Source organism: Roseateles koreensis, assembly GCF_028595305.1.
Lineage (GTDB): Bacteria > Pseudomonadota > Gammaproteobacteria > Burkholderiales > Burkholderiaceae_C > Paucibacter_A > Paucibacter_A koreensis.
This window is the reverse complement of sequence record NZ_JAQQXS010000010.1, coordinates 149,750-163,159: the sequence shown is the minus strand read 5'-3', so window position 1 is coordinate 163,159 and position 13,410 is coordinate 149,750. Positions and strand designations below refer to the sequence as shown.

Sequence of the window (13,410 nt, the reverse complement as noted above, 5' to 3'; positions counted from 1 at the left end):
CCTCAATCTCGCTGGCTGGCATTTTCGATCGGGCAAGTCAGGCCGGCAAGTGGTATCAAAGTAATTGACTACTAAACTATATGGTTATAAAGTTGTTTTGCAAAAAAGAGGCATGATCATGCGCATTACCTGCATTGGCGGCGGTCCGGCCGGCCTGTATTTCGCCTTGCTGATGAAGCAGCAAAATCCGTCGCATGAAGTGACGGTGCTGGAGCGCAACCAGGCGGGCGATACCTTTGGCTGGGGCGTGGTGTTCTCTGACCAAACCCTGGCGGCCATGCGTACCGCCGATGCCCAAACGGCCGATGAAATTTTGGCCGCCTTCAATCATTGGGACGACATTGACGTTCATATCAAGGGCCGCCGCATGCGCTCGGGCGGGCACGGGTTTTGCGGCATTGGCCGCATGCATTTGCTGCGCATTCTGCAAACGCGCTGCCAGGCCTTGGGGGTGGACTTGCGCTTCGGATGCGAGTTGCAAGATGACGCGACGATAGACGCCGATCTGATCATTGCGGCAGACGGCTTGAACAGCCGCATTCGCCAGAAGTACGCCGCCACGTTTGAGCCGGATATCGACCTGCGCCAGTGCCGGTTTGTGTGGCTGGGCACGCATCGCAGGTTCGACACCTTCACCTTTGATTTCCAGCAGACCGAGTGGGGGTGGTTCCAGGCCCACGCCTATCGATTTGATGAACACACCTCCACTTTTATCGTGGAGGCGCCGGAGGAGGTTTGGCGGGCCGCCGGCTTGGAGGCCATGAGCAAGGAAGAGGGCATTGCCTTTTGCGAGCGCTTGTTTGCCAAGATTCTGGGTGGGCACGCGCTGCACTCAAACGCCAGCCATCTGCGGGGCTCGGCGCAGTGGATTCGCTTTCCCCGGGTGGTGTGCAAGAACTGGGTGCATGTTCGCGCGCCGCTTGCTTCAGGTGCCGCGCCTACGCCCATCGTGTTGATGGGCGATGCGGCGCACACGGCGCACTTTTCGATCGGCTCGGGGACCAAGCTCGCGCTGGAGGACGCGATTGCGCTGGCCGCCTGCATTGCCGAGAAGCCGGGCGATCTCACCGCTGCGCTGACGCATTACGTGCAGACCCGGGCGGTCGAAGTTTTGCGCATTCAAAATGCGGCCCGCAACTCTACCGAATGGTTTGAGAACGTGGCCCGGCATGCGCAGTTGGCGCCCGAGCAGTTTGCCTATTCCCTGCTGACGCGCTCTCAGCGAATCTCGCACGAGAATCTGCGGCTGCGCGACGCTGGCTACGTGGCTCGCTTCGAGCAATGGCTGGGCGAGCGCGCCGGTTTGCCGGCGGAGCAAGCGGCGGTGCCACCCATGTTCACGCCCTTTACGGTACGTGGGCTGACGCTGAAGAACCGGGTGGTGGTGTCGCCTATGGCGCAGTACAGCTGTGTCGACGGCCTGCCGGGCGACTACCACCTTAGCCATTTGGGGGCGCGGGCCCTGGGCGGCGCGGGCTTGGTGTTCGCGGAGATGACCTGTGTCTCGGTCGACGCCCGCATCACGCCCGGCTGCCCGGGGCTGTACACCGATGAGCAGGGACTGGCCTGGGCCCGAATCGTCGATTTCGTGCACACCCACAGCAGCGCCAAGATCGCCATGCAACTGGGCCACGCGGGCGCCAAAGGCTCCACCCGGCCCGCGTGGGACGGCATCGACCTTCCCTTGGAGACCGGCAACTGGTCGCTGATGTCCGCCTCGCCCCAGCAATATCTGGACGGTGTGAGCCAGGTGTCGCGGGCCATGGGCCGAGAGGACATGGACCAAGTGCTGGCTGATTTTCGGGTCGCGGCGCGGCGCGCTGCCGAGGCGGGGTTCGATTGGCTGGAATTGCATTGCGCACACGGCTACCTCTTGTCGAGTTTTATTTCTCCGTTGACCAATCACCGCAGCGATGCCTACGGGGGCTCGCTTGAAAACCGCTTGCGCTTCCCGCTGGAGGTGTTTCGCGCGGTGCGTGAAGTCTGGCCCGAGGCGCGGCCGATGTCGGTGCGCATCTCCGCCCACGACTGGGTGGCGGGCGGCACCACGCCTGAAGACGCCGTGGAAATTGCCGCGCAATTCAAGGCGGCTGGGGCGGACGTGATCGACGTGTCGTCGGGCCAGGTCAGCAAGCAGGAGCGGCCGGTGTACGGGCGAATGTGGCAGACGCCTATGTCGGAAAGCATCCGCAATCGGGTGGGCATCGCCACGATGGCGGTGGGTGCCATCTCAGAAGCCGATCATGTCAACAGCATCATCGCCTCGGGTCGGGCGGATCTGTGTGCCATTGCCCGCCCTCATTTGGCGAACCCTGCCTGGACCTTGTTCGAGGCCGCGCGCATTGGCTACGCGGGCCCGGTCGGGCTGGAATGGCCGCGCACCTATTTGTCGGGCAAGTCGCCTCTGGAGCGTGACTTTGAGCGGCAGCGGGCCCAGGCGGGCGCCGCGGCGGGTGCGCAAGAAGCGGCCTTGAAGGCTATGGGGGTCTGACGAAATGGAAGGTTCGCACGCAATGACGGGCAGCAGCACATTGGCACCGGGCGCCTTGGCGGGCCTGCACGCCGTGGTTACGGGCGGGGGCAGCGGCATTGGCGCGGCCATTGCGGGCCAGTTGCTGGCGGCGGGTGCCAAGGTCAGTTTGATGGGGCGGGATGCGGCGCGCCTTCAAGTGCAGGCGGCGCTTTGGGCGGATACGGGCCGCGTGAGCTTCAGCTGCGTTGATGTGGGTGATGAAGCGTCGGTGCGGCAGGCGTTTGCGGCGGTGGCGGCGCATTTCGGGCCGGTGGATATTTTGGCCAACAACGCCGGGCAGGTGGAGACGGCGCCTTTGCAGCGCACCAGCCTGGCGCAATGGCAGCAACTGCTGAATGTCAATCTGACCGGCACCTTTTTGTGCAGCCGCGAGGTGCTGCCTGGCATGCTCGCCAACGGCTTTGGCCGCATCATCAACGTGGCCAGCACCGCCGCGCTAACGGGTTATGCCTACGTGGCTGCCTACTGTGCCGCCAAGCACGGGGTGGTGGGGCTGACCCGTGCCCTGGCTTTGGAGGTGGCCAAGCGCGGGGTGACCGTCAACGCCGTGTGCCCGGGATATACCGAGACGAACATCATGCACCGCGCCGTCGACACTCTGGTTGAAAAAACCGGGCGCAGCGTTGAAGCGGCGCGTGCCACCTTCACGGCCAGCAATCCACAAGGGCGGCTGGTTCAGCCTGCAGAGGTGGCCCAAGCGGTGATCTGGTTGGCGCAGCGCGAGAGTGCAGCCATGAACGGGCAGGCCATCGCCGTGTGTGGTGGGGAGTTGATGTAATGGCAACGGCCCGTCGCAAGCCCCGCGTTGAAGCCGCGACTGAGGCTGCCATAACGACATCCGCAGCAGCAAGCCCCGTCGTCAATGTGGAGCGCGTCGCCTCGCCCGACCTCGAATCACGCCTGCGCGGCGAGGACCATCAAGCACTCAGGCTCTGGCTGAGGTTGCTCAGCTGCACCACGCGGATCGAGGGCGTGATCCGCCGCCGGCTGCATCAGGAGTTCAGCACGACCTTGCCGCGCTTTGATCTGATGGCGCAGCTGGAGCGCCATCCGCAAGGCTTGAGCATGCGCGAGCTGTCGCAGCGATTGATGGTGACCGGCGGCAATATCACCGGCCTCACCGACCAATTGGAGGCTGAAGGGCTGGTGCTGCGCACGGCTCACCCCACGGATCGCCGCAGTTATTCCGTCAAACTCACGTCATTGGGCCGGCGCACCTTCAAGCGCATGGCGGGCACGCATGAGCAATGGGTGCTGGAGTTGCTGGCGGGTTGGAGCCCGGAGCAGCAAGCACAGGTGCAGGGCCTGTTGGCGGGCCTGAAAACGCACCTCACCGCCTTTGACCCCGGGGCCGCTGCGCCGGCTAGGCATTCCAAGGAGAATCGATGAATCAGCAATCACCGCTTGCCGCGGGCAATCGGCAGAGTCTGCAGGGCTTTGCGCCCCGGCATTTCAATTGGGAGCAGCGCGGCGCGGTGGGCGTGATCACGCTGAACCGGCCGCAGCGCAAGAACCCGCTCACCTTCGAGTCTTACGCCGAGTTGCGCGATTTGTTTCGTACCCTGTGCCAGGTTGACGCGGTGCGTGCCGTGGTCATCCAAGGCGCGGGTGAAAACTTTTGCTCCGGCGGCGATGTGCATGAAATCATCGGCCCGCTCACGCAGATGAGCATGCCGGATCTGCTGGCCTTCACCCGCATGACGGGCGATCTGGTGAAGGCGATGCGTGCCTGCCCGCAGCCACTCATCGCCGCCATCGACGGCGTGTGCGCCGGTGCGGGCGCCATCATGGCGATGGCGTCTGACCTGCGGGTGGGTACCTCGCGCAGCAAGACGGCGTTTTTGTTCACGCGGGTGGGTTTGGCTGGCTGTGACATGGGCGCTTGCAGCATTTTGCCGCGCATCATTGGGCAAGGGCGTGCGTCGGATCTGCTGTACAGCGGCCGCAGCCTCGGCGGAGACGAGGCCTTGAACTGGGGGTTTTTGAACCGGCTGGTGGCGCCGGAGGTGCTGCTGGACACCAGCGTGCAATGGGCCCAGGAGATTGCCGCTGGCCCCAGCTTTGCACATGCCATGACCAAGAAGATGTTGCACCAGGAGTGGGCCCTGGGGGTCGACGAAGCCATTGAGGCCGAAGCGCAGGCCCAGGCCATCTGCATGATGACGCAGGACTTTCACCGGGCTTACCAGGCCTTTGCGGCCAAGCAAAAGCCTGAGTTCAAGGGAGACTGAGATGGGACAGCTCAAACATCTGGAGTGGCCTTTTTTTGACGACAAGCACCGGCGCCTGGCCGCCGAGCTGGACGCTTGGTGTGCCCGCGAGCTGACGCATGCGCATGGCAGCGATGTTGATGCTGAATGCCTGGCCCTGGTCAAGCGCCTGGGGCAAGGCGGCTGGTTGCGCCATGCCGTGGCGGGGCAAGCCTTGGGCGGCGTTGCAGACGTGATCGACACCCGGGCGCTGTGCATCCTGCGGGAAACTTTGGCCCGCTACAGCGGCTTGTCCGACTTCGCCTTCGCCATGCAGGGGTTGGGCTCGGGCGCCATTTCGCTGGCGGGTAGCTCTGAGCAACGTGCGCGTTATCTGCCGCTTGTGGCCCGGGGTGACGCTCTGGCTGCATTTGCATTGTCTGAACCACAAGCCGGGTCCGACGTGGCTGCGCTGCAGTGCAGTGCATGGTGGGATGAGGCCAGCGGCCACTACGTGCTAAACGGTGAGAAGACCTGGATCTCGAACGGCGGCATTGCCGATTTCTACGTGGTGTTCGCCCGCACCGGCGAGGCGCCGGGGGCGCGGGGCATTAGCGCCTTGATTGTGGACGCGCAAACGCCCGGCTTCGAGATTGCCGAGCGCATCCAAGTGATCGCCCCGCATCCACTGGCGCGCTTGCGATTCACCGATTGCCGCCTGCCCAGGTCAGCCCTGATTGGTGCGCCGGGTGAGGGTTTCAAAGTGGCGATGCGCACGCTGGATGTGTTTCGCACCTCGGTGGCCGCTGCGGCCCTGGGGTTTGCGCGGCGCGCCCTGCAAGAAGGCCTGGCGCAGGCCAAGGGGCGTGCCATGTTTGGCGGCGCGCTGGCGGATATGCCGCTGGCGCAGGCCAAGCTGGCTGACATGGCTTGCACCGTGGACTCGTCCGCCTTGCTGGTGTACCGGGCTGCTTGGCAGCGCGATCAAGGCCAAACGGTGACCCGTGAGGCGGCGATGGCCAAGCTGATGGCGACCGAAGGGGCGCAACGCGTGATCGATGCAGCCTTGCAATTGCATGGCGGCCGCGGCGTGCAGACCGGCGAGGTGGTGGAGTCCCTGTACCGTGAAATCAGGGCCCTGCGCATCTATGAAGGCGCCAGCGAAGTCCAGCAATTGATCATCGGACGGGACCTGTTGAAATAACCCGGCAGCCCGCCGTCATGCCGCGTACAGGGGCCTCTCTATCAAGGAGGCTCAACGCAAGTCGTCAACCACGACCCACCCCGCAAGGTCAGGCACATCACCATGAGCTACACCGCCCACCAAGACACCTTCTCACGCGATCATCTGCCACCGCGCGAGCAGTGGCCTGAGTTGATTTTTGAATTGCCCGAGCTGCAGTTTCCTGAGCGGCTGAACTGCGCCACCGAACTGCTGGACCGCTGGGTTGAGGCCGGGCAGGGTGACCGCCTGTGCATACAGGGCGAAGGCCTGCGCTGGACCTACGCCGACCTGCAGGCCCAGGCGAACGCCATGGCGCATGTGCTGGTGCAAGACCTCGGGCTGGTGCCGGGCAATCGGGTGTTGCTACGTGGCGCCAACACGCCGTATCTGGCGGCTTGCTGGTTTGCCATTCAAAAAGCAGGCGGTATCGCTGTAGCCACCATGCCGCTGTTGCGCTGTGGAGAATTGGTTCAGGTGATACAAAAAGCCGAGGTCAGCCATGCCTTGTGCGATGAACGCCTGATCGCCGAATTGCGCAGCGCGCAGGCGAAGTGCCCGACCTTGCGGCAAGTACTGCTGTTCCACAGCGAAGCCAGCGACGGCCTGGAGGCGCGTGCCGCGAACAAGCCAGGGACCTTTCGCAATGTTGACACGGGTGCGGAGGATTGCAGCCTCATCGCTTTTACCTCCGGCACAACCGGCAAGCCCAAGGGTACGATGCATTTTCATCGGGATGTGATGGCGATTTGCCGTTGCTGGCCCCCACATGTGCTGAAGCCGCTGCCTGAGGACGTGTTTATCGGCAGCCCGCCGCTGGCCTTCACCTTCGGCTTGGGTGGCTTGTTGCTGTTTCCGATGACGGTGGGTGCGTCCACCGTGCTGCTCGAAAAGGCTTCACCCGAGGCTTTGCTGGCGGCGATTGAAACCTATCGCGCCACGATCTGCTTCACCGCCCCAACGTCCTACCGCGTCATGTCGCCACAGCTGGGCGGGCATGATGTGAGTTGCCTGAGGCGCTGCGTCAGCGCCGGGGAGGCCCTGCCGGCCGCCACGCGGGCCTTGTGGAAGGCGGCGTCGGGCATCGAGTTGATCGACGGCATTGGTGCTACGGAGTTGCTGCACATCTTCATTTCTCATGAGGCTGAGCGTGCTAAACCGGGTGCCACCGGGGTGCCAGTGCCGGGTTACCGAGCGGTGGTGCTGGACGATGCCGGGTACGTGTTGCCAGCCGGGCAGGTGGGCCGCCTGGCGGTGAAGGGCCCTACGGGTTGCCGCTACCTGGCGGACGATCGCCAGCAGGCCTATGTGCTGAATGGCTGGAACCTGACCGGCGACGCCTATTGCGTTGACGTAGACGGTTACTTCATCTACCAGGCCCGCACCGACGACATGATCATCTCCGGCGGTTACAACATCGCGGGGCCGGAGGTGGAGGCCTGCCTGCTGCTGCACCCGTCGGTGGCGGAGTGCGGCGTGGTGGGCCAGGCCGATGAAGCACGTGGGCAGATCGTCAAGGCCTTTGTGGTGCTGAGAGCCGGAGAGGTCGCCAGCGATGCCTTGGTGCAAGCGCTGCAGGACTTTGTGAAGGCACACTTGGCCCCTTACAAATACCCCCGGGTCATTGAGTTCTGCGCCACCTTGCCGCGCACCGAGACAGGCAAGCTGCAACGTTTTCGCCTGCGGGAAAATGGCCCGTGAGGGGCGATCCAAAAATGGAGTGACGCGACGATGAACCCGATAAATTTACACAAGCAAGTGCTGCAACCGCCCGGCTGGGCGGCGCCCCGTGGTTATGCCAATGGCGTGGTGGCCACCGGGCGTTTAGTCTTCGTGGCTGGGCAGATTGGTTGGAATGCGGCATGCCAATTCGAGAGCGATGACTTTGTGGCGCAGGTGCGCCAAGCGCTGCTGAACGTGCGCGCGGTGCTGGCGGAGGCGGGCGCCACACCCGAGCACATCATGCGCATGACCTGGTACCTGCTGGACAAGCGCGAGTACTTGGCCCGTGGCCGCGAGGTGGGCCAGGTCTATCGCGAGGTGCTGGGCAGCGACTATCAGATTGCCATGAGCGCGGTGCAAGTGGCCGGTTTGATGGAAGACCGCGCCAAGGTCGAGATCGAGGTTACCGCCGTGTTGGGGGCTTGACTCCTGGGCGACTGCTGCCCCACGTGGCTTGAGGTATGTTTAGCTCAGCCTGTGCTGAGATCGATTGAAATCTGCTGATATCTACTGAAATTACTGAAGAGAATCCTTTCATGAGTTCATCCAAAGCTTCCTTCCACTGGGACGACCCACTGCTGCTGAACGAACAACTCAGCGACGACGAACGCATGGTGCGCGATGCCGCCACCGCGTATTGCCAAGACGCCTTGGCGCCTCGCGTGCTGGAGGCATTTCGGCACGAACGCACCGACGCCGGCATCTTCCGTGAAATGGGCGCCATCGGCCTGCTCGGTCCGACCATTGCGCCGGAGTACGGTGGCCCGGGCCTCAACTACGTGGCCTATGGTTTGATCGCGCGTGAGGTGGAGCGCGTGGATTCTGGCTATCGCTCGATGATGAGCGTGCAAAGCTCGCTGGTGATGGTGCCAATCAACGAGTTTGGGAATGAGGCTACCAAGCAGAAGTACCTGCCTAAATTGGCCTCGGGCGAATGGATCGGCTGCTTCGGCCTGACCGAGCCCAACCATGGCTCAGACCCCGGTTCCATGGTGACACGGGCCCGAAAAGTGGCGGGTGGCTACGCACTCAGCGGCGCCAAGATGTGGATCACCAACAGCCCGATTGCCGACGTGTTTGTGGTCTGGGCCAAAGACGATGAAGGTGCCATCCGCGGCTTCGTGCTCGAAAAGGGCTGGAAGGGCCTCAGCGCCCCGGCCATTCACGGCAAGGTCGGTTTGCGTGCCTCCATCACCGGCGAAATCGTGCTGAATGAGGTGTTCTGCCCTGAAGAAAACGCCTTCCCCGAGGTGCGCGGCCTCAAAGGCCCATTCACCTGCCTCAACAGCGCCCGCTACGGCATTGCCTGGGGGGCACTGGGCGCCGCAGAAGACTGCTGGCACAAGGCCCGCCAGTACACGATGGATCGGCAGCAATTCGGCAAGCCGCTGGCAGCCAATCAGTTGATCCAGAAAAAGCTGGCCGATATGCAGACCGAAATCACCCTCGGCCTGCAAGGCTGCCTGCGTCTGGGACGCATGAAAGACGAAGGCACTGCGGCGGTTGAGATCACCTCCATCATGAAGCGCAACAGCTGTGGCAAAAGCCTGGACATCGCCCGTATGGCCCGCGACATGCTCGGCGGCAACGGCATCAGCGACGAATTCGGTATCGCCCGCCACCTGGTCAACCTTGAAGTGGTCAACACCTACGAAGGCACCCACGACATCCACGCCCTGATTCTGGGCCGTGCGATGACGGGGATCGCGAGCTTCTAACTGACTGCGCGGGTTGGGGGGCAGACCGCCCGAGCTGAGTGCCGCGAGGCGAGTAGCTTTGCCCCCAACTGATACTCCCCCATTGGATGCGTGGTCAATCTGCGCGGAGCGTCAACGTTGGGTCTGCAAAAATTGTATTGAGATACCACAGCCCGTGGTCATAAACGATCGTCAGTACTTTGTGGTCCGCTGCGAGATGGTTTCGCATCTGCATAGCCACATGGAGGCAGGCCGCCGAGGTATTGCCAACAAAAAATCCTCGTTCAACGGAAATTCGCCGCTGCGTCTTCACTACATCTGAAAATCTTACCCACTGCGTCTGGTTAATGTGGGTCCAATCCAAGAAAGGCGGGCTGACGCCGACGGACATGCCCTCGAAAGGATGATCACAGAACTTTCCTGTGCTGGAATCGCAGCCTTCCGGCTCCACAAGCACCACGTCAATCTGAAAGCCTGATGCCCGCAGCGATCTTGCGATGCCGGTCAGACTGGCGCCCGTGCCGGCACAGGCGACAAAACTCAGCCGTTTAACGTGGGGAAAGCCAACTGCCAATTGACGGCTCAATTCGGGGCCAGTCTCCTCTAAATGAGCCTCCAGGCTGCCTATGTTGTTGAATTGGTCTGTGTAGAAGTAGCGCTTCCCCATCGATTCTGCGTTCACCAGGTACCGCAAAATCACCTCGCGTGGCGCGGCACCTTTTTTCAACATGTCGATGCCGATGAGCTTGGCGCCGAAGAATTCAAGGCATTGCCGTTTGACCGGACTGAAACTCAATCCGACGACGAGTTCAACCGATACCCCTATCTCTGCACAAGCAAGTGCAAGGCCGAAACCGAAATTGCCGCCGGTTTTTTCGATCACCGTGGTTTCGCCGGGCACGATGCCCCCAATCTCGAGCGCGTTCTTTACGACGCGACGCGACGCGCCGCCCTGGCCTTGTGACTTGCGCCTGGGTTGTTGCATTCCAACTTGACGAGCAAGCCTGGGTAAAGTTCAGTTAACGATGAGAAATTGCGCTCATCCTGAGGAATTAAAGGGCAGTTTTTTGCATGGCTTTCACCGTGCTTTGGCCTTGGCGGCAGGTGCGAATTTTCTTCTGGGTGAAAGGTAAATCCAGCCACTGATACCTGTTGCCAAGCACAGGCCCAGTGCCAGGGCGTTGCTGCCCTCCCATCCCATCAGAGAGAGCAGTGGCGATGGCATGAATGCGCCCAAGGTCGCGCAGGCCGCGATGGCTGTGTCATTGATGCCTTGCCATGTGTGGCGCTTATCGGGTTGCACATGCTCTGTCAGAAGCGACCCGCCACCGACATAAGCAAGGTTCCAGCCCAAACCCAGTGCGAGTAGACCGCCCAGGACGAACGGGTAGTCGGTGGGAAAGAACACCGCAATGCCTGCCGCAATCGCCAAGGATGTAAATCCCAACCCCAGCACGCACCGTACGCCAATCTTTGCAATGAGCTTGCCAGTGATGAATGAGGGCAAAAACATGGCCAGCACATGCATCTGAATTGCCATGGAGGCTGCGTTGAAACTGCACAGAGATTTCATGACCAGCGACGATTGCACCATCAGCAGGTTCATGACTAGGTAGGCTATCGCGGCGCTGGTGATGCCCATGTAGATGACGCCATTGCTCGAGTTGCCGTTGTTGAGCTTGCCGGACGAGGGCTGCGCTGGCTTTGCCTTGGACTCCGTCGGCTTCCAGAAGGCCAGGATGGCGAAGGTCAGCATGGCAAGCAGGCTAAGTACCGCATAGCAGAGTGAGAACTCGACGAATCCTGCGATTTCCCGCAGGGCCGTGGACAATATGGGCCCCACCAGAGCAGCCAGCACACCGCCCGACACCACCAATGACAACGCGCGGGGCATTTGATCGTTTGCGATGTTGTCCACCGCTGCAAAGCGATAGAAGTTGGCGCAAGAGATATACATGCCCAGGAGACCGTGGGCCAGAATCAAGCCGAGAAAGCTCTGGTGCACGACGCTCAGATAGCCGACCCCGCCGGCGAAGAAAAGCATTGCGGCACCTGTCGCAAAGCCGAACCGGCGACCATGTTTGCGCATGATCATCGCAGCGGGGTAGGTGCAAAGCATCACCATTGCGAATTGCATGCCGTAGGGCACCGTACCCCATGCCTGGCTGGGTGCAGTTTTGACGCCAACCAGCGCTGAAATTGTGACCGACAGCACCGCCGCGGTGAGATTGATCGCTTGCGCCAGCACCAGCAGATAGGTGGAAATGGGCAGTCGTCCCTGCCTGTTGATTGCAGTCATCGAGGGCTTTTTCTTGACTAAATGTAGGCATCAACCGCGAAGGTGGCGGCTGGAAATTCGCAGGCAATGCGTTCCTTGCCAGCACCCAGGCTCCTGCGACGTACAACAAGTTCGCCGACGGGTGCTGTATTGCTCAGGTGCAAACCACCGCAGGGAATGGTCATGTTGTCGCAAAGCCAGATGCGAGCATCGGGCACCGCCTCGTGTGCAAAGGTTTCGATGGGGAGTGCACGGGCGACCAATTCGTTGGCAGTTTGGGTGATCGCCAACAAGTCGTCCGGCTCAAAACGGCGCTTTATCGAGAAGTCAAAACGCGCAGCAGTCGTCCCGATGTGGCAACCCAAGGTTGCGTTGATCGCGTCAGGCCGTTGCTTCAATATGCCAAGATAGACAAGGTGCGACGCGGTATGACTCAACGCGAGTGCACCACGTCGGCGTACATCGATGCGTACGCAGGCTTGCTGCCCCACCTCAACCCTTGGAAGCAGCCCCTGGTCTTCGCCTGCAATCATGTGCCAGATGACGCCCCCGACCTTGACGTCAGGAAATTCACTGCCATATGCGGGCGTGCCATACACGGCTTTAACTTCCATGAAACGCATGGATACGCCGGCGACGATGATGACGCCTTGATCCGCTTCTTGGCCGCCACCGACTGGAAATGCAATGGTTTGATCCAACTCGATGTAGTCGGCACCGACGCGCACGACCGTTGCACCGCAAGTGGAGGCGTAGGGTTGGTCGTAATACAGCTTCAGCGTTTTTCTGTCCAGCATAGGGATTCCAGGAATTGAGTGGGGAGGCTTTTGTCAGTGATTGTGAATCAATGAATTACTTGTTTTTGGGGTATCTTTTTTTCGTTGCCGCACCAGTTGTAGTTCGGATCGAATCGTGACGACGGAATTTGATGGTATGTCATCTTTGATGACACAGTTGGGACCAATGAAGGTATCGTCGCCGATGTGGATGCGTCCAAATAATCGAGCGAATGCACCTACCTGAACGCGATTTCCAAGAGTCGGATGGCGTTTGTCGTCCGAATTATCGAAGATGCCTCTGGCGCCGAGCGTGACGCCTCCAAGAATGTAGCAATCATCGCCAATTTCTGCGGTTTCTCCGATCACTGTGCCCCAACCATGATCAAGGATGAATCGTTCGCCAATACTTGCGTTGGGGTGAATTTCAATACCGGATTGCATCTTTCCGCGATTGGCCAATTGATAGGCATAGCCAAGTCGAAGTGCCGACAACTCAATGGGGTATTGGGCGGTCAGAATGGCATGGGATAGACGGTAATGAAGTACCGCCTTGAAGGCGGTGTAACTTTGCAGGACGAGTAAAGGGTCGCCATGTGCAGCAGGGTCTTTGCTTGAAAATGCTGCGAGGTCACTACTCAGTAGGGTATGCAAGCGCTGCCAGTCAACAGTTGAAAGCACGCAGTCTGTAAATACAGGGTCACAGCTGTCATATAACGCGGCGCGCAACTGGTTGTCTAAGATCCTTGTTGGATCCATACCTGTACTCCAGAGCGGTGAAGCGATGTGCGTTGATTCATTTAATTGAAGTTTATTTTTGAATGCCTGTGAGATGGTTTGTTTTATATTTATTTTTTGATAAAAATAGTGCTGTTGATTGTGGTGTGACGGTGATGCGTACGGCTTGGCATTATTTGTTGTTGCATGTAAGTCTATCAAGTACCTGTGTTTGTGCTGGATTTATTCTTTATGCTAGCAGCCTCAAAACATGAA

Annotated in this window: 12 protein-coding genes; 8 read left to right on the top strand and 4 right to left on the bottom strand. The window is 60.7% G+C overall.

All coding sequences use genetic code 11. The features are described from left to right. Positions 1-118 precede the first annotated feature (118 nt). From PRZ01_RS12765 to PRZ01_RS12730, 8 genes are all read left to right on the top strand, one after another. Complete coding sequence (locus PRZ01_RS12765) at positions 119-2,491, top strand: bifunctional salicylyl-CoA 5-hydroxylase/oxidoreductase (protein ID WP_273597178.1); 2,373 nt, start codon at positions 119-121, stop codon at positions 2,489-2,491. A gap of 22 nt (positions 2,492-2,513) precedes the next feature. Further along, on the top strand, positions 2,514-3,311 hold the full coding sequence (locus PRZ01_RS12760) for an SDR family NAD(P)-dependent oxidoreductase (protein WP_273597177.1): 798 nt from the start codon (positions 2,514-2,516) through the stop codon (positions 3,309-3,311). Further along, entirely contained in the window at positions 3,311-3,922 is a 612-nt protein-coding gene (locus PRZ01_RS12755) for a MarR family winged helix-turn-helix transcriptional regulator (protein WP_273597176.1), read from the top strand. The genes PRZ01_RS12760 and PRZ01_RS12755 overlap by 1 nt, the downstream gene beginning before the upstream one ends. After that, on the top strand, positions 3,919-4,764 hold the full coding sequence (locus PRZ01_RS12750) for an enoyl-CoA hydratase family protein (protein WP_273597175.1): 846 nt from the start codon (positions 3,919-3,921) through the stop codon (positions 4,762-4,764). The genes PRZ01_RS12755 and PRZ01_RS12750 overlap by 4 nt, the downstream gene beginning before the upstream one ends. A 1-nt stretch (position 4,765) precedes the next feature. After that, positions 4,766-5,926 carry an acyl-CoA dehydrogenase family protein gene (locus tag PRZ01_RS12745; protein ID WP_273597174.1) on the top strand — a complete coding sequence of 387 codons (1,161 nt, stop codon included), beginning with the start codon at positions 4,766-4,768 and terminating at the stop codon, positions 5,924-5,926. 102 nt (positions 5,927-6,028) lie between these two features. Further along, positions 6,029-7,645, top strand: a complete 1,617-nt coding sequence (locus PRZ01_RS12740; RefSeq protein ID WP_273597173.1) for an AMP-binding protein — start codon at positions 6,029-6,031, stop codon at positions 7,643-7,645. 30 nt (positions 7,646-7,675) lie between these two features. Continuing rightward, positions 7,676-8,092, top strand: coding sequence for a RidA family protein (locus PRZ01_RS12735; protein ID WP_273597172.1), 417 nt, complete (start codon positions 7,676-7,678; stop codon positions 8,090-8,092). 110 nt (positions 8,093-8,202) lie between these two features. Then, entirely contained in the window at positions 8,203-9,384 is a 1,182-nt protein-coding gene (locus PRZ01_RS12730) for an acyl-CoA dehydrogenase (RefSeq protein ID WP_273597171.1), read from the top strand. Between the two features lie 94 nt (positions 9,385-9,478). Here the strand turns inward: PRZ01_RS12730 and PRZ01_RS12725 are convergent, their stop codons facing one another. From PRZ01_RS12725 to PRZ01_RS12710, 4 genes are all read right to left on the bottom strand, one after another. Continuing rightward, positions 9,479-10,348 (bottom strand): pyridoxal-phosphate dependent enzyme, encoded by an 870-nt coding sequence (locus PRZ01_RS12725; RefSeq protein WP_273597170.1) that lies wholly within the window; start codon positions 10,346-10,348, stop codon positions 9,479-9,481. 93 nt (positions 10,349-10,441) lie between these two features. Next, positions 10,442-11,662 (bottom strand): MFS transporter, encoded by a 1,221-nt coding sequence (locus PRZ01_RS12720; RefSeq protein ID WP_273597169.1) that lies wholly within the window; start codon positions 11,660-11,662, stop codon positions 10,442-10,444. 17 nt (positions 11,663-11,679) lie between these two features. Then, entirely contained in the window at positions 11,680-12,438 is a 759-nt protein-coding gene (locus PRZ01_RS12715; protein ID WP_273597168.1) for an alanyl-tRNA editing protein, read from the bottom strand. A 33-nt stretch (positions 12,439-12,471) separates the two neighbouring features. Then, a complete protein-coding gene (locus tag PRZ01_RS12710) occupies positions 12,472-13,176 on the bottom strand; it encodes a serine O-acetyltransferase (protein WP_273597167.1) in 705 nt (234 codons plus the stop codon). Positions 13,177-13,410 lie beyond the last annotated feature (234 nt).